We start from the raw sequence: 17,093 nt of genomic DNA on the forward strand, positions 1-17,093 counted from the left end.
ACCGCGTGCTGGCTACGACGGCTACAAGCGCAAGAAGGGCAGCAAGGTGCACATGGCGGTGGACACGCTCGGCCACTTGCTAGCAGTGCAGGTCACGCCAGCCGACGAGCAGGAACGAGCTCAGGTGCGATCGCTGGCACAGGAAGTTCAGCATGTCACGGGCGAGACGGTGAAACTGGCATTCGTCGATCAAGGCTACACAGGCGAAGGGCCGGCTGAGGCCGCGCAGGAGGAAGGCATCGAACTACATGTCGTAAAACTGCCGGAGGCCAAGAAAGGTTTTGTATTGCTGCCGCGCCGCTGGGTCGTGGAGCACAGGAAGTTCAGCATGTCACGGGCGAGACGGTGAAACTGGCATTCGTCGATCAAGGCTACACAGGCGAAGGGCCGGCTGAGGCCGCGCAGGAGGAAGGCATCGAACTACATGTCGTAAAACTGCCGGAGGCCAAGAAAGGTTTTGTATTGCTGCCGCGCCGCTGGGTCGTGGAGCGCGCGCAGTTTCGGTTGGGTCAATCGGTTCCGACGCCTGGCCCGTGATTACGAACGTCTTCCGGAAACCCTGGCTGGACTCCACTTCGTCGTCTTCTCCATCCTCATGCTTGGAAATGCCACGTCTCTAAGTTTCGGTTGGGTCAATCGGTTCCGACGCCTGGCCCGTGATTACGAACGTCTTCCGGAAACCCTGGCTGGACTCCACTTCGTCGTCTTCTCCATCCTCATGCTTGGAAATGCCACGTCTCTAATCCAAAGTTCATAACACGCTCTAAGCACAGCGCAAGCGCTGCGCCCCCAATGCTTACGCTCCCATCGCGGCGGTGCGTCTGCCGACAAAAAAGGGCGCACCACACCGGCTCATCGACAGAGTACGCGTTACAGATGGATGCTCTGCGCAGAGGCACGCAATTGCTCAGCGCTTGGACGGCTTCAAGCGCTGCGCCCCCAATGCTTACGCTCCCATCGCGGCGGTGCGTCTGCCGACAAAAAAGGGCGCACCACACCGGCTCATCGACAGAGTACGCGTTACAGATGGATGCTCTGCGCAGAGGCACGCAATTGCTCAGCGCTTGGACGGCTTACTCGATGGACATTTTGCGGCCTTGGCCGGCACGCGCGTGGCCACTTTCCCAACCAGTGCAACCGAGGCAGCGACGCTGGGCGCGACTGCCCGAGCCTGGCTCGAGAACGGACACGCTGCATTCCTGGCACGGCTGCGCGAGGCACTCAACAGACAAGAGCGTTAGTCGAGCACGGCACGCAGGCACTCACGGCCTCCACACTGACACGCAAGCTCAAGGATGGCCGTCCAGACGTCCATCCATGGCGAACTCGGCGATATGGCTGTCGATGCCATGCTCGCAACGTACGATGCGCTCCGTGCGCGTGACGTGGAACAGGCGGTTGTTCGGCAGGCTCATGTCGTCAACGTCGGGCTGGGCGCGCGAGGAGTGCCACAGGTGCACGGCCAGCGCAGCCCATTTCAGCGCTCGTCTGCGTAGGGCAGCGTTTTCCAGGCGCGCGACCAGCTCGCGATCCTCAGCGCCATAACCTTTCATGCGTTCGTCGAAGCCATTGACTCGGAGCAAATCGTCGCGCCAAAAGCTCATATTGCAGCTCATCACCCGTCCACCGTTGCGCGCGCGCGATTTCCAGCGCGCCAGCGCCGGCTGGCGAAACGCATAGAGCCGTTTACTGCAGTCGAATTCGTGGAAGTCCGCACGTGCCCACGGCGCGAACACCGGTTTACCGCCCGCTAAGAGCCTTGCGGTTTCCTCGCGCTTGGCCTTGATTCGGCCGCCCTGCAAGAAGAAGCCAGGCTCAGCTAGCATCAGATGATCAGCCACGAAATGCGGGTGGAGCAGCATGTCGCCGTCGAGCAGGATCACGTATTCGCCGCAGCTGGCGGCGATACCGCGGTTGCGCGCGTGCGCGGCGCGGAAACCGCGATCCTCCTGCCAGACATGGCGCAGCGGCACGGGGAAGTCGCGCCCCATGCGCTCGACCAGCGCGCGCGTCGTCTCACCCGAACCATCGTCTGCCACGATCACCTCGTCTGGCAACCGCGTCTGCGCCGCGAGGCTGGCCAACAGGCGTTCCAGCGCTGCGGGCCAGTTGTAGGTCAGCACTACGACGCTGATCTTCACCTGGAGTCAGCTCCCTGCAACGATAAACTCAGCGCCAACGGCAACCAGATGATAAGCCAGGTCGGCCGCGGGCTATCGATCAGATGCGGCAGATCGAACTGCACAATGACCGTGGCCAAGACCCAGATGGAGAGGACCAGGCGCCCCAGAGTTTCCCGACGATGCCGCCAGCCCTGCCAGCCCAGCAATGTCCAGGCAATCAGGCCCATCAGCAGACCCGGTGCGCCCAGCTCGATGGCCAACTGGCTAAACAAATTGTGCGAGTGGGTAAGCACCACATCGCCCACCACGATGTGGAAGGCGGCACCTTGCCCCATGCCGAGCCATGGATGCTGTTGGAAAAGCTGCCATGAAAGTCTCATGATTTGCGGTCGAAGCGACCAGCCCCGCTGCAACAGGTTCGGCAACTCGATCATCGCGATCGCAACGCCAAGGGCGAGCAGCGCAGCCATGTGCCAGTGGGCTCTGCGCCGATGCTGGCACAATACGAGCACCAACAGCGCCGCAGACAGGCCCACCCAGGCGCTGCGCGTGAAGGTCAAGAAGACGAACAACAGCAGCACAGCCACAATCAGCGCCTGCACGATACGGTAGCGCTGCGTCTCCGCCGGCCAGGTACACAACCACAGGACGGCCACCGCCATCGCAGCGGCAGCAAGGTTGGCGTTGGCCATGACGCCAAAGCCGACGATGCGTCCGTCGCCCCATCCGTGCACGAGGCACAGCAGCATCGCGGCCAGCGCCGTCAGAGCCATAACCACACCGGCACAACTGAGCAGCTTGCGGATGCGCTCTTCTCGGCCCTCGATGGCCTGCGTCCACCCGTACAGGAACAGCAGAATGCTCGCGCTGTGTCCCAATTCGTTGGACGGGTGGGTCGTCATACTCCAGGCCAGCGACAGCACGCCCCACAGCAGCAGCAGCAGCACCCATTTCATCGGTGTTGGACGCCACAGGGGAGCGAAGCTGCCCGGCCGCAGCACCAGCATCAGCAGCGCAGGCAAGTACAGGGTCAGGCCGAGTACGTACTGATACAGGTGCCCCGGATTGTAGGAGACTCCCGCAGGCAGCACAGCCATGCCGATGAACAGCCACAGCAGCCCCACCCGCAACAAACGGCGCAACCAAGGTTCGAGGGCTGCTCGCGCGCCCATTGCGTGGACAGCCAGGCGCGTGATCATGCCAGCCGGCTCACGGCTTGACGGAGGTCGGGGGGAGGGCTGACGAAGTCGCCCAGGTGAACGTCCAGCCCCTGCGGGGAGCGGATCCTGCGTTCTTCGCCGCTGGCGTAGAGCAGTTTGTTGTTGGGAAGCTCGGGATCGCTGGGGTCAGCCGACGACACGCTGCGATGCTCCAGATGCAGTGCCAACGCTGCGAATTTGATCTGGCAGCGTCGCAGGCCCGCGTTGCGTAGACGGATGTCCAGCTCTAGGTCTTCGCTGCCGTAGCCGTGCATGCGCTCATCGTAACCGTTGACGCGCAGCAGATCTTTCCGCCAGAAACTGACGTTGCAGCCCATGGGATGGCCAGTGGCACGCGACTTGAGCTGCGCCAGCCATGGCAGCCGCAAGGTGTGTTGGCGCCTGCCATAGTGATAGGTGGCGCGATCCGCGTCGTCCCGGAAATAGGCATCGGTAAACCAGCCGAAGCGGGGCTTGCCGCCGGCGAGCAGTCTGGCGGTTTCCGCCTCGGTGGTGCGGATGCGGGTACCCTGCAAAAATCGCCCCGGTCGCGCCAACCTCAGGTGGTCGGCCACGAAATGACGATGCAGGAGCATGTCGCCGTCCGCTTGGATGACGTAATCCGCTCGCATGACAGCGATTCCGCAGTTCAATATGCGCGCCTTGCGAAAACCCTCATCCGGCTGCCAGACGTGCCGCAACGTCACCGGGAAATCCCTGGCAACAGCCTCCAGCAGCGCCGCAGTATCCGCCCGCGAACCATCGTCCGCGACCACCACCTCATCCGGCAGGCGACTCTGCCTGGCCACGCTCCGCAGGACGAGCGCCAGCGCCTCTCTCCAGTTGTAGGTGGAGATCAGCAGGGAAACCGTGGCGACAGGAGACTTGTGCTGCAACATTGGTCAACATTATGCCTGCGTGTGACGCCGTCAGAAGAGAGGGCATCGAAAATTATCCGGATTTGTATCTATTGAAAAAGTGAACTAGTCAATCAATCAAAAATTGACATCGGCGAGAAGTAAGGTGGTATCCGAGATCTAAACGACCAATTTATCATCTGCGCGATACAAGGAAAGGACTGAACAAGCCCATATTCCGGTTTTTTATGCACGCAATTCATTAGGTTTTAAATACCACAGATATAGAAGGCCTGACTTTCTCAACCCCCCAAACAAATCATCATTGACTTTAATAGAATATCCCTTTCCGCAGGAAAATGAACCGCGCCGCATCAGAAGCAAGTGCCACTGAGGCATATGAAGTTAAGAAAAATAAAAATAAGAAAAATAAGTAAAAATCTAAATTTTAAGAAAATAAGCCCTGTCTTCGTCAGTGTAGAAATCCGCGATGAACAATTGCAAACGCAAAGAATCGCACTAAGCAGCCTCAACTTGCAAGGGGTCTGTCAAGCGAACTGTCTGACTAGGTTTTTCATAGCGTACTCAGCGTCAGTCAAACCAACCGGGTAAGCTTGCGCATGACCATGTTCAACTGCTGCGCATTCGGCACAGCACTTGAGTCGGGGTTTGCGACCATCCCCCCACATGCAAACGCAATCCTTCCGAGCGCATCAGCCGATGCACGCGATGAAGACTGCAACGCTCCGTCATATCGCGCAGACCCCGGGTAATCTTATAGACACCGTCACTGGCCAGACATTATTCGTTGATCAGCGCTCGTCTTCCTTGGCGCTCTCACTCTTGGACGATTTTAGCGAGGCGTCGTAATCCCCCGGTTTACCCGCAACACCCGGCACATCGCGCACAACCTGAATTCCCCGCGATGGGCGTGAATGAAAGGGTACTTTGCCTTTACTTCTTGGCAAAATACGCAGCGGCTTTTTTAGGATGTCGCGCTCATCGGTGACTCAGCGAAACTTGGTCTTCAAGCGCCGAAGCTCGTCGCTCTGGTCCAGCTCAGCGCGCTGCAACACACCAGGCTTGCCGAACTTGCACAGCCAGACATAAAGACTGTGCGTAGTGACGCCTAGCCGCTCAGCGACCTGCGCTATTTTGAATTAGCATTTTCCATGGCCTTGAGATGTCCAGGAAACCCTGGCGTATCAGTTGGCACCGCGTCGCAGCAAGAAACGCTTCAGCGCGTTTCGCGCAGAAACCGGGCCATCGAGGACACGCCCGGTAAGGCGGGCTGGAATTGACCGGCAACATCGACGAAGCCACGCATCACCGCGATTTCGCGCGGAGTGCGATTCAAGGTGTCGCGTAGATCCGGATCGGCGCCGGCGCGCAACAGGCGCTGCACCAACAACGGCAAACCATGCAACGCCGCCAAATGCAGCGGGCCGAAGCCGTGCGCGTCCTGCACGTCGAGGCTCACCTCCTCATCGAGCAGTCGCTCAACACCAGCTAACACCACCAATTCTTCGCAAGCGGTGCCAGGTTCGGCCTGCGCACCCAGCAGCGACAACAGCGGCGTCACCCCGTCGGCGGAACCAAGATCGGCTTCGGCGCCGGCTAGCAGCAGGGTGTCCAGCAGGGCCAGCAGGCGCGACTTGTCACGTGCGCTGAAGCCATACAACGTCGCGCAGTGCAATGGCGTGCGTTGCTGTGCATCGCCGGCATGCACATCGGCACCAGCAGCTAGCAGGCGCGCGGCGATATCCGGCAGACCCAGCGCGCAGGCCAGCATCAGCACGGTGACGCCGCCAGGCAGACGATGCTCGATCTGGGCGCCGGCTTGCAGCAATGCCGAGACGATGCCGACCTGACGCATGCTCACCGCCGCGGACAACGGGGTAACGCCACTGGCCGCAGCATGGTGCAGATTGGCACCGCGCGCCAGCAGCAGATCCACCGCTGCGGCATGGCCACCGCCGGCAGCGCGCAGCAGTGCGGTACAGCCCTGTGCGTCCACTGCGTCCACCGGCAGACCCAGGTCGATCAAGCGCCGGATCGCGTCGGCATCGCCGACCATCGCCGCTGCGGGCACATCGGCTTCGCGCAGCGGGCGCAGTGGCAACGGCCAGATCCGCCAGTCCAGCCAATCGGCCAGATCGCGCCGGCCACTGGCCAGGGCCACGCCCAGGGGAGTCTGGCCATCGGCGGCGCGCGCCTCCGGCCAAGCACCCTGTTGAATCAGCAATTTCAGCGAGGCCTCACGTCCCAGCGCGGCAGCCAAGTGCAGCGCGGTCATGCCATGACTATCGCGCGCCTCACGATCGGCACCACGCTCAAGCAAGTGCAACTGCAGTCGCAACCAACCCAGACGCACGGCCAGGGACAACGGCGGATCACCGGCCGGCGACGGCGCGAACGGATCGGCGCCGCGTTCGAGCAACTCCAACGCAAACTGCTCCAACGCACGCGAAGCGTGATCATGCTGGGCGCACGCAGCGAGAAGGCGGGTCAAGCCACCAGCACCGGCCGGCGATACGCCATGACGCAGCAACACCTGCAGACTGGGCACGGCTTCCACGCCACGCGTAAGCAACGCGAACATCGGCGTATCACCGTCGGCATCGAGCACCTCCGGCGCAGCGCCATGCGTCAGCAGCCAATCCACCGCGCGCGGTTTCAGCGCCACATCTTTATCGTGCAGCAGGGTGCCCAACTCCGCCGCCGCACACAGCCGCGCCAGCGCAGCCAGCCCGCTGGGTGGCTGGCCCAGTTGCAGGCCTTCGCGCAGCAGTTCCAGCGGCGCTCGGTCGGGCAAACCGGCGCTGCCGATCTCGCCCTGACCATCGCTGACCGCAGCCGGCAATGGATAATCCGGGTCCAACGCGGAGACGATCGCCCAGCGTCCGGCCTCGGCGGCCACATCCACCGCACGACGACCGGCGTGGTCGGGCTGCGCAGCCGATACGCCCAGCTCGCGCAGGCGTCGGATCAAATCCGGCGACACCTGGTCGGCGCTGCAAGCCAATAACAGCGCGTTGCGGCCGTCACCATCGATCGCGTGCACATCGGGCTTGTGCGGCAGCAGTCGCTCCAGCACCGCCACGCGGCCGTGACGTGCGGCTTCCAGCCACGGGGTACGGGCCAGCGCATCGCGCGCTTCCAGGTTGGCCCCCGCGCCGAGCAGCGCCTGGACGATTTCCACATGCCCGGCCTGCGCCGCCTCGTGCAGTGCACTGCGGCGCTGCTGGTGATCACGCGCGTCCACCCGCGCCTTGTGTTTGAGCAACAGTTGCACGCCGGCCGGATCGTCCTCCTCGGTTCCGGCTGCGGCCAACAACACCGGGCTGGCGTCGGGCGGCTCGGGCTTGGCGCCACGCTCGAGCAGGAATTTGCCCATCCGCCAATTGCCAACCTGACAGGCCACCGCCAGCGGGGTCAGGCCATCGCGATTGGGCACATCCAGTTCGGCGGCGGCATCGCGCAACAACGCGGCCACGCCAGGGTCGGAACTACGCGCGGCGTGATGCAACGGCGTATTGCCATCGCTGTCGCTGGCACGTGGGTCGGCACCATTGGCGAGCAGGGTCATCACCGCTTCGGGCCGACCGTGCCAGCTATCGCGGGTGGCGGCCAACAGCGGCGTCATGCCCAGGTGCGGACGATTGACGTCTACCCCGCGCACGATCAGATCCCGCAGCAGGCGCAGGTCCGGCAACACCGCGGCCAGCACCGGCAGGCTACGCTGATCGCGCCAGTTCGAAGCCGGCAGCGCATGCGGATCGGCCCCGGCCTGCAACAGCTGCAACGCACGGTCCACCCGACCGCTGCGCGCCGCATCGTACAGCGCCATGTGCAATTCCTCCTGCGGCGGCGCTGGTTCGTCCATGCGCGGCACGGCGGCACTGAACTCGGCGAACAGGTCGGCCGAGGACGGCACTGACACCAGCGCCTGTGGCGGCGCCACCCGCTGCAGAGCAGCGTGCAGCAGTGGCGACAACAACGCGTAGGCCAGCGCCAGCGACCAACGCGTGGTGGTGGCAAGTAAGCCGGGCCACGCCAGCAGTACGCCGAGGCCGGCCAATGCCAACACCAACCCGGCCACCTCCAGACCGCGCCAAGCCTGCACATCCTGTTGCGCCAGGGCATGCCAGCGAGGCCGCAGAGGGCCGTCAGCGCATTCGCTACCGTGCCACAGCGGCCAGGTGCGCCATAGTCCGAGCAAGACCGCACTGGCAGCCACGCTGAGCGCCAAGGTCGCAGTCAAACTGCCGCTATCGCGCAATGCGGCCAGTGGCCAGGCCAGCAACAACGCGACCACGGCCAGACCGCCGGCCCATAGCACCAGCAATGGCCTCACGGTCGCGGCCAGCGCCTTCAGGCCAGTCGGGCGCGGACGGCTGCCGCGCTGCCAGGACACCGCCAGTGCGAAGGCCGGTTGCGCCAGCCATACGCTCAGCAAGGCGGCGAACGCGCCAACCCCGGCAGCCAGGGCCAGCAGGGCGCCCAGCGCGGCGGCAAGGATCGGCGCGCGCGTGCGGAAAAAGGATTCAGTCATCGTGTCGATCGATCAGGCCGTCGGGACGCGGCGGCAATTGCAGATGGAAGCCGCAACCGGAGAGGTTCGCGCGCACCGTGACCGGATCGGCGCGGGCCAGCGTGCGCTCGGCAGTGAGTGCCACTTCGAGCACGAACGCCAGTGGGTGCAGCGTGGCCAGCAGTGTGGGCGGCAGACAACCGAAGTCGTCGCGCGCGGCGAGATAAAGGTAGGTGTCTGGTTTACGTTGGCTTTTATAGACGTAGGCTTGCATGCCCGTGGCGTGCGCCCGGCGTGGAAATGCGAGTGATTGTGGAGGAAATGTGCCAGCGGCGAAAGCGCACGCCGGCGCGTCACTGAACAGATTCAATGCGGGTGCCTATTCACCTTCGCCTGGACGGCGCACCGCAACGATGGCGTCGGCAGCGCCGATATAGGCCATACTTGGGCGCTTGAACTTCATTTCCGGATGATCGCGTGACCGAAGCGCACCAGTGGCCCCGCATGGCTCCCGTCGCCATCCGCGCGTACACCGCGACCACCGCGCTCGGCAGCGGACTTCAGGCACAGGCCAGCGCCTTGCGCGAGGGCCACAGTGGTCTGCGCCGCAACGATTTCGGCACGCAGCCACTGCCATGCTGGATCGGTCGGGTGGATGCGCTGGAACGCGCCGCGCTGCCGTCGGCCCTCGCCGACGCGGAAAGCCGCAACAACCGCCTGGCTTGGTTGGCTCTCCAACAAGACGATATGGCCGCAGCGGTGGCCGATGCCACGCAGCGCCACGGCACCGAGCGCGTTGCGGTGGTGATGGGCACGTCCACCTCCAGCATCGCCGCCAGCGAAGAAGCCTACACCCGGCTGGAGTACGACGCGCAAGGCCCACGCTTTCCCGACGACCTGAATCGGCCGATCGTGCACACCACGCATTCGCTGGGCGATTTCGTGCGTCGCGCCACCGGCCTGCGCGGCCCATGCGTCACCGTGGCCACGGCCTGCTCCTCCAGCGCCAAGGTGTTCGCCCAGGCCGCGCGGCTGATCGCCAACGGCGTGGTCGATGCGGCCCTGGTCGGCGGCGTGGACACGCTGTGCGGCAGCGTGCTGTTCGGTTTCAACGCACTGCAATTGGTGTCGCCGGAACCATGTCGGCCATTCGACGTGCGTCGGGTCGGTTTGTCGCTGGGCGAGGCCGGTGGCTACGCATTGCTGGAACGCAACGACGCCCTCGACGCACCACCGGCCCTGGCGTTGTTCTGCGGCTACGGCGAATCCAGCGACGCGCACCACATGTCCACCCCGCATCCGCAGGGGCTGGGCGCGCGTCTGGCGATGCGCGGCGCCCTCCAGCGTGCTGGCGTGGATGCGGACGAGGTCGGCTATCTCAACCTGCACGGCACCGCGACCCAGGCCAACGATAGCGTCGAGGCGGCAGCGGTGGCAGCGGTGTTCCCCGCCACCCTGCACGCCAGTTCCACCAAGGGATGGACCGGGCATACGCTGGGCGCCGCCGGCATCGTGGACTCGGTCTTCGCGCTACTGGCGCTGCGCGACGGCCTGCTTCCCGGCACCCTCAACAGCGCCATGCCCGATCCCGTGTGCGGCCCGCAGATTCGCTTCGATACCGCCCACGCACAGGTCCGTTACGCGATGAACAACTCCTTCGGCTTCGGCGGCAACAACTGTTCACTGCTGTTTGGTCGCGCATGAAAACGCCCATGTTGACCGCGACAATCGAAGGCATCGGCTTCTGGGCGCCCGGCCTGCCCTCGTGGGCGGCGGCCCGGGCATTCGCGCGCGGCGTCGGGGCGCTGCTGGAGACGCCAGCGCGCCCATCGCCGCAACTGCTGGCGCCGAACGAGCGACGGCGCGCGCCGGACACTGTGGCGGTCTCGCTGGAGGTGGCCCTGGCCGCGTGCCAGGACGCCCGTCGCGACCCGGCCACCTTGCCATCGATATTCGCCTCCACGCATGGCGACATGATCATCGCCGATTACATGTGCGCCACCTTGGCCAGCGACCCACTGTCGGTCTCGCCGACCAAATTCCATAACTCGGTGCACAACGCGACCGCGGGCTACTGGACTATCGGCGCCGGCGCGACCGCGGCGACCACCGCGCTCAGCGCACACTGCGGCAGCTTCGCCCAGGGCTTGCTGGAGGCATTGTCGCAATTGGCGGCGGGAGATGAAGCCGTCCTGCTGGTCGGCTACGACGGCCGTTCGGTCGGCGCGCTCGGGCGCATCTGGAACAGCGAGGGCCTGCTCGGCGGCGCGCTGGTGCTCAGCACCGCGACCCGCTCCGATCTACCGCAACTGCAAGTGCACTTGCGCGACGGCGTCGCCGTGCCTGACGATGGCGCACTGGCACGACATGCCGGGGGCAACTCCATGGCACCGATGCTGCCCCTGTTCGACGCGTTGGCCATTGGCGCCACCGGCTGCATGCTCGATGCGGGCGGCGGCCGCTGCCTGCAAGTGGAGTTACCAACATGAGCAGGACGCCATTGAGCGCCACCGATACCGCCATCCTGATCCCGGCGCTGAACGAAGCATTGCGCATCCGCGAGGTGGTCAGTGACGCACTGGCGCATTGCCCGCGCGTGATCGTGGTCGATGACGGCTCCGACGATGGCACCAGTGACTGCCTCGCCGGCCTGCCGGTGACGTTGATCCGCCATCCGCAGCGCCTCGGCAAGGGCGCGGCCCTGCGCAGCGGTTTCGCCGAGGCGCAGCGTCAGGGCGTGCGCGCGGTGATGACCATGGACGGCGATGGTCAGCACAGCGCCAGCGACTTCCCTCGCCTATTGGCCGCGGCCAACCGCCATCCCGGCTGCGTGATCGTCGGCGCACGTCTGCGCAAACGCGCCAGCCAACCAACCATTCGGCGTATCGGCAACGATTTCGGCGACTGGGGCATCGCCTGGGGCTGCGGCTTCCGCCTGGTCGACAGCCAGAGCGGTCAGCGTCTCTACCCGCAGTCGGTCTACACCCTGCGCGATGTGCCCGGCGAGGGTTTCGTGTTCGAGGCGCAACTGTTGATCTCCGCCGCACGCCAAACCGGCGCGCGGGTGGTGGCGGTGCCGATCGAAACGCGCTACGCCAAGCAAACTCCAGGCACCTTCCGTAAGAGCCATTTCCGCCTGGTGCGCGATCTGTGGAAGATCACCTCGCACGTGGTCGTGCAGGTGTGGAACTACGGCCACGTGGTGCGCGAATACCGGCGCGTCCGCGCCAACCCGGTGGTCATCGACGACGCGGATGGCAGCGGTACCGGTCTATCCATGGCTTGCGCAAAGGAATCGACGACATGAACGAACGACGCGCGGACGTGGTGATCGTCGGTGGCGGACTGGCCGGGCTGACCCTGGCCTTGCAACTACGCCAGCGCTTACCGGAGCTGCGCATCACTGTGCTGGAACGGCGCGCGCATCCGGTGCGCGAAGCCGCGTTCAAGGTCGGCGAGTCCTCGGTGGAGATCGGCGCGCACTACTTCGCCGAGGTACTTGGCCTGCGCGAACACCTTGATGTCGAGCAGATCCGCAAGTTCGGCTTCCGTTTCTTTTTCTCCGACCGGCGCGAGGATCTGGACCGCTGCACCGAACTGGGCGTGAGCCAGTTGCTGCCGACGCCATCGTGGCAGATCGACCGCGGCCGCTTCGCTCCGACCGGCGCGAGGATCTGGACCGCTGCACCGAACTGGGCGTGAGCCAGTTGCTGCCGACGCCATCGTGGCAGATCGACCGCGGCCGCTTCGAAAACTTCCTCGGTACGCGCACGCGCGCGCTGGGCGTGGAGTTCCTCGACGCCAGCACCGTGCGCGGGATCGCGCTGGCCGACGACGACGGCAATCACTGCGTGCGCTACACGCGCGATGGTGCCGAAACCTCACTGCACACACGCTGGGTGGTGGACGCCAGCGGCCGTGCCGGCCTGCTCAAACGCAAACTTGGCCTGGCGCAGGACAACGCACACCGCGCCAATGCCGTGTGGTGGCGGGTGGACGGACACATCGACCCCAATGGCTGGTCGCAGGACAACGCCTGGCTGCAACGCTGTACACCACCGGACCGCTGGCGCTCGACCAACCACATGTGCGGCCCAGGCTACTGGCTGTGGCTGATCCCGCTGTCTTCCGGCGCGCATTCGCTGGGTATCGTCTGCGACGCCACCCTGCATCCGCTGGAAACGATGAATACTCACGACAAGGCCATGGCCTGGCTGCGCACGCACCAACCGCAGATCGCGCGCACACTGGAACACAGCGCATACGCGGTGCAGGATTTCATGTTCCTGCGCGACTTTTCCTACGGCTGCAAACAGGTATTTTCGGCCCAGCGTTGGGCGCTGACCGGCGAGGCCGGTGTGTTCCTGGATCCGTTCTACTCGCCGGGCAACGACTTCATCGCCATCTCCAACACCTACATCTGCGAACTGATCGCGCTGGAACGCGACGGGGGCAACATCGCGCCCTACGCCGCGCTGTATCAGCAACTGTATTTTTCGTTTTACGAGAACACACTGACCCTATACCAAGACCAGTACCCGCTGTTCGGCGACGCGCAGGTCATGCCGCTCAAGGTGATCTGGGACTACACCTACTACTGGTCGCTGCTGGCCCCGTTGTACTGCTCCGGTCGCACCACCAACGTGGCCGTGTTGAGCCAACTGCGCCCGGCGTTCGAGCACGCCAGCGCGCTCAATCTTGGCATGCAGGCATTGCTGCGCGATTGGGGCGCGGCCAACCGCGCGCAAGACGCCACGGTGATCGACGGACGCTTGCTGGACCAATACCTGATCGACTGGTTCCATGAACTCAACCGCGCTCTGCACGATCAGGTGGACGATGCGACCTTCGTCGCGCGCCTTCGCGGTCATGTCGCACACATGGCAACGCTGGCAAGCGAGATTCTCGAGCGCGCACACGAGCGGCATCCCTCACTTGCCGACCATGGGCTGGCCGGGTGCAACAGCGTGTCGGCGGCGACACCGGTACTGTCGGCCGACTGGTACGCCGACGCCGCCTGAGTCGACGCAGCGGCTTGTTGCAGGGCAACAAGGGCGTGCATCGTAGCCGATCAGTAATGCAATCTTTGGCATTGTGATAATGCAGATCAAATCACATTATTTATCTCAACACGCACCGCCATCTTGACCCGATCTTCAAAAAGCATTCAGACAAGCTCAAGTTGCGCATTCCCGACGCAAACCCACGAAAGGAAGATCTCATGTCGCCCACGTTGTCCACGTTAACGCTTGCATTGACAGGTCTTGCCATGTCGTCCACCGCGATAGCACAGAAGGGTCCGGCGGTGCCGGCGCGACTGCAACAATCCTGCGAGGCGTTGGCCAGCAACCCCAATCTCAGTTATCCGGGCACAACCTTCACCGGCGTCAGGACCATTCCGGCCGGCGCTCTGAGCGTGGCAGGCAAACCCATCGACGCGCATTGCCAAATCACCGGCACGATGCACAGCCGGGTCAGCCCGGTCGATGGTCAAACGTATGCGATCGGCTTCGAGATGCGGCTGCCCACCGCATGGAACGGCCGTTTCTTCTACCAGGCCAACGGCGGATTGGACGGCTACGTCAACACCGCGGTCGGTGACATCGGTGGCAGCGCACAGCAGGACAATCCCTTGCACATGGGCTTTGCCGTCATCAGTTCCGATGCCGGGCACAACGGCGACAGGAACCGATTTTTCGGGATGGATCCCCAGGCACGCCTGGACTATGGCTATCAGGCGGTGCAGGCACTGACCCCAATGGCCAAGCACACCATCCAGACCGCCTACGGCAAGCCACCGGATGTGAGCTATTTCGGCGGCTGTTCCAACGGGGGCCGCCACGCGATGGTGGCCGCCGCGCGTGATGCGCAGGACTACGATGGCATCCTGGCCGGCGACCCTGGATTCCACCTGCCCAAGGCCGCGATCGCGGAAATGGCCGCCGCACAACAACTGGCCGCGCTTACCGACGGCAACGATGTCCAGAGCGGGCTCAACGGTGCCGAACGTGCGTTCGTCGCCAGTCGCATCGTCGCCACCTGCGATGCGCTGGACGGCGTCAGCGATGGCATGGTGCAGAACGTCAGCGCCTGCCAAACCCAGTTCAGCCTGGCAAACAACGTTCCCACCTGCGGCAGCGCCGGGCGCACCGGACAGTGCCTGACTCAAGCGCAGAAGCAAGCGCTCACCGCCATCCATGCCGGCCCCCATGACAGCGCCGGCACCGCGCTGTACGCCCCTTTTGTCTACGATCCTGGTATCGGCAGTGGCGACTGGGCCGGCTGGCGGCAGTACAACTCGATGACCTTGGTGCCGAACTCGGTAGCCTTCGTGTTCGTTAGCTCGCCGGAAAACACATCGGTAAGCCAGAATCTGGGCCAGTACGCGCTGCATTTCAATATGGATCGCGACGCACCGAAGATCTTCGCCACGTCCGGTACGTACGCCGAGTCGTCGTGGTCCTTCATGGGCCCACCGGACGAAACCCACTTGACCACACTCAAGGCCGGCGGTGGCAAGCTGCTGGTCTATCATGGTACCGGCGACAGCATCTTCTCCTTCGCCGATACCGCCGACTGGTACCAGCGTCTGACCACTGCCGACCCGAATGCCGCCAGTTACGCGCGCCTGTTCCCGGTGCCGGGCATGATGCATTGCGGCGGCGGCCCGTCCACCGACCAATTCGACGCACTGACGCCATTGATCGCCTGGGTCGAACAAGGTCAGGCGCCGACGGCGATTACCGCGACCGCACGCGGTCCCGGCAGCGCCTCCCCCAACGGCGAGGTACCGGCCAACTGGAGCAGTCAACGCAGCCGGCCGCTGTGCCCCTATCCGCAAGTGGCCCAGTACGTCGCGGGCAATGTGGAGTCGGCCAGCAGCTTCACCTGCCAGTGAGCGCACGCTGGGCGGAAATTGGCACGCGGCGAGCTGCGCAGCCAGCCCTATGCAGCGTTCGCCGCTCGTCACGGCAGCCAGCGGACGTTGCACGGTGTTGCCGGATGCCATCACCCGCATCCGGGGTCGCGCCCGCAATCGGGCTCAGGCCATCCCGCCGTTGATACCGATGACCTGCGCGTTGATATAGCCCGCCGCATCCGTGCAGAGAAAACCCACCAACGCGGCCACTTCCTCGGGCCGACCAGCGCGGCGGGCAGGGACCATTTGCTTGATCATTTCCGGCGCGAACGCCGCGCCGGCCATCGCGCTGTCGATCGATGATCCCAGGCGCAACCACGTTGACGCTGATACCACGGCTGGCCATTTCCAGCGCCAGCGACTTACTGGCGCTGTGCAGCGCGCCCTTGGCAGCAGCATAGTTGGCCTGACCGCGATTGCCCATTACCGCCGACACCGAGGACACACTGACGATGCGTCCCCAGCGCGTGCGCGCCATCGGCAGCAACAGCGGCTGGGTGACGTGAAAGAACCCGTGCAACGAAACATCGATGACGCGATGCCATTGCTCCGCGCTCATCCCCGCCAGTGGGGCGTCATCGTGAATGCCTGCGTTATTGACCAGCACTTGGATCGGTCCGGCCTCCAGCAACGCCGCCAGCGCATCCGCACTGGCATGAGCATCGCTCACGTCGAACGCAACCGCTTCGGCGCTGCCACCGGCCGCAATGATCGCCTCCACCACTGCCGCAGCACGCACAAGACCAGCGTTGGCATGCACGATGACATGCAGACCCTGCGCGGCAAGCGTGCGGCAGATCGCACCACCGAGATCGCCGCTGCCGCCGGTGACCAGCGCGCGACGCGAAACAGCAGATGGGGACATCGAAGCTCCTCTGTGAAATGCGGACAGGACCGCCATCCTAGCGATTGACAGGCGTGCCGATGTTGCCCGAATGGCGCTTGTCCACGTCATAGGGATCGGTCGCGACCGACCATGCCTAGTCGCGGCGCCGCCACATCCGCTATGCGCTGCCCAGCATGACCGTGGCGCGGCCTTCGGCCAGCGGTTGCCCGGCGTGGACGATGCGGAAGGCGTATTGCTGACTATTCTCCATCTGCAGCAACACCTCGGCCTCGCACTCGATGGCCTGCGGCAGATCGTGCAGATCGGTGACATGCAACTGCACACCCCGCAACGCGACCAACATGCCTAGCCGCACCGGAATAGCTGGCGATATCGGCATGCTTGCGGCGGCGCGACCGAGCAGGCCACCATGCACCGCCATCGCCTGCGCACCGTATTCGCACAGATGCAGCGCGCGCAACCGCTGACCGCAGCGCAACGGATGCTCGACACTGCGATGTGCCTGACTGCGTAGCACGATCCGCTGTGCATCCCAGGTCACTACCTGCTCCCACAGGCACATCAGGCCCTGATGCGGAATCAACGCCGCGATTGTATCGCGTCCGTCCAACCCG

At 64.3% G+C, this 17,093-nt stretch carries 10 protein-coding genes and 6 pseudogenes; 8 read left to right on the plus strand and 8 right to left on the minus strand.

Annotation, left to right across the window (positions count from 1 at the left end):
- From XANALMUS060_RS21260 to XANALMUS060_RS21270, 3 pseudogenes are all read left to right on the plus strand, one after another.
- Positions 1 to 313, plus strand: a pseudogene (locus tag XANALMUS060_RS21260) (transposase); the annotation flags it as partial.
- Positions 314 to 420: 107 nt separating this feature from the next.
- Positions 421 to 586, plus strand: a pseudogene (locus XANALMUS060_RS21265) (transposase); the annotation flags it as partial.
- Between the two features lie 33 nt (positions 587 to 619).
- Positions 620 to 757 (plus strand): annotated as a pseudogene (locus XANALMUS060_RS21270) (IS5/IS1182 family transposase); the annotation flags it as partial.
- Between the two features lie 532 nt (positions 758 to 1,289).
- On the opposite strand, the gene XANALMUS060_RS10680 reads toward XANALMUS060_RS21270, so the two are convergent.
- From XANALMUS060_RS10680 to XANALMUS060_RS10705, 6 genes and pseudogenes are all read right to left on the minus strand, one after another.
- The gene (locus XANALMUS060_RS10680; protein ID WP_045738393.1) at positions 1,290 to 2,141 is read right to left on the minus strand and encodes a glycosyltransferase family 2 protein; all 852 of its coding nucleotides are present in this window, start codon (positions 2,139 to 2,141) and stop codon (positions 1,290 to 1,292) included.
- Complete coding sequence (locus tag XANALMUS060_RS10685; protein ID WP_045738394.1) at positions 2,138 to 3,322, minus strand: O-antigen ligase family protein; 1,185 nt, start codon at positions 3,320 to 3,322, stop codon at positions 2,138 to 2,140. The genes XANALMUS060_RS10680 and XANALMUS060_RS10685 overlap by 4 nt, the downstream gene beginning before the upstream one ends.
- Positions 3,319 to 4,221 carry a glycosyltransferase family 2 protein gene (locus tag XANALMUS060_RS10690; protein ID WP_045738395.1) on the minus strand — a complete coding sequence of 301 codons (903 nt, stop codon included), beginning with the start codon at positions 4,219 to 4,221 and terminating at the stop codon, positions 3,319 to 3,321. The genes XANALMUS060_RS10685 and XANALMUS060_RS10690 overlap by 4 nt, the downstream gene beginning before the upstream one ends.
- Before the next feature lie 620 nt (positions 4,222 to 4,841).
- Positions 4,842 to 5,339 (minus strand): annotated as a pseudogene (locus XANALMUS060_RS18600) (IS3 family transposase); the annotation flags it as partial.
- Between the two features lie 77 nt (positions 5,340 to 5,416).
- Positions 5,417 to 8,734: an ankyrin repeat domain-containing protein gene (locus XANALMUS060_RS10700; protein WP_045738397.1), complete on the minus strand. Its 3,318-nt coding sequence runs from the start codon at positions 8,732 to 8,734 to the stop codon at positions 5,417 to 5,419.
- A complete protein-coding gene (locus XANALMUS060_RS10705) occupies positions 8,727 to 8,987 on the minus strand; it encodes a YcgL domain-containing protein (RefSeq protein WP_045738398.1) in 261 nt (86 codons plus the stop codon). The genes XANALMUS060_RS10700 and XANALMUS060_RS10705 overlap by 8 nt, the downstream gene beginning before the upstream one ends.
- Before the next feature lie 230 nt (positions 8,988 to 9,217).
- On the opposite strand from XANALMUS060_RS10705, the gene XANALMUS060_RS10710 reads away from it, so the two are divergent.
- The 5 genes and pseudogenes from XANALMUS060_RS10710 to XANALMUS060_RS10730 all read left to right on the plus strand — a co-directional run bounded on the left by XANALMUS060_RS10710 (position 9,218) and on the right by XANALMUS060_RS10730 (position 15,611).
- Positions 9,218 to 10,417: a beta-ketoacyl-[acyl-carrier-protein] synthase family protein gene (locus tag XANALMUS060_RS10710; RefSeq protein WP_045738451.1), complete on the plus strand. Its 1,200-nt coding sequence runs from the start codon at positions 9,218 to 9,220 to the stop codon at positions 10,415 to 10,417.
- A gap of 8 nt (positions 10,418 to 10,425) precedes the next feature.
- Positions 10,426 to 11,202, plus strand: coding sequence for a beta-ketoacyl synthase chain length factor (locus XANALMUS060_RS10715; RefSeq protein ID WP_045738399.1), 777 nt, complete (start codon positions 10,426 to 10,428; stop codon positions 11,200 to 11,202).
- Positions 11,199 to 12,020 carry a glycosyltransferase family 2 protein gene (locus XANALMUS060_RS10720; protein WP_045738400.1) on the plus strand — a complete coding sequence of 274 codons (822 nt, stop codon included), beginning with the start codon at positions 11,199 to 11,201 and terminating at the stop codon, positions 12,018 to 12,020. Before XANALMUS060_RS10715 ends, XANALMUS060_RS10720 begins: the two co-directional genes overlap by 4 nt.
- Positions 12,017 to 13,734, plus strand: a pseudogene (locus tag XANALMUS060_RS10725) (FAD-dependent oxidoreductase). The gene XANALMUS060_RS10720 and the pseudogene XANALMUS060_RS10725 overlap by 4 nt, the downstream one beginning before the upstream one ends.
- A gap of 248 nt (positions 13,735 to 13,982) precedes the next feature.
- Complete coding sequence (locus XANALMUS060_RS10730; RefSeq protein ID WP_235430449.1) at positions 13,983 to 15,611, plus strand: tannase/feruloyl esterase family alpha/beta hydrolase; 1,629 nt, start codon at positions 13,983 to 13,985, stop codon at positions 15,609 to 15,611.
- 144 nt (positions 15,612 to 15,755) lie between these two features.
- On the opposite strand, the pseudogene fabG reads toward XANALMUS060_RS10730, so the two are convergent.
- Positions 15,756 to 16,497, minus strand: a pseudogene (gene fabG, locus XANALMUS060_RS10735) (3-oxoacyl-ACP reductase FabG).
- 139 nt (positions 16,498 to 16,636) lie between these two features.
- The gene (locus XANALMUS060_RS10740) at positions 16,637 to 17,089 is read right to left on the minus strand and encodes a phosphotransferase (protein WP_045738402.1); all 453 of its coding nucleotides are present in this window, start codon (positions 17,087 to 17,089) and stop codon (positions 16,637 to 16,639) included.
- Positions 17,090 to 17,093 lie beyond the last annotated feature (4 nt).

This window comes from Xanthomonas sp. MUS 060, from assembly GCF_000963215.1.
Classification (GTDB): Bacteria; Pseudomonadota; Gammaproteobacteria; order Xanthomonadales; family Xanthomonadaceae; genus Xanthomonas_A.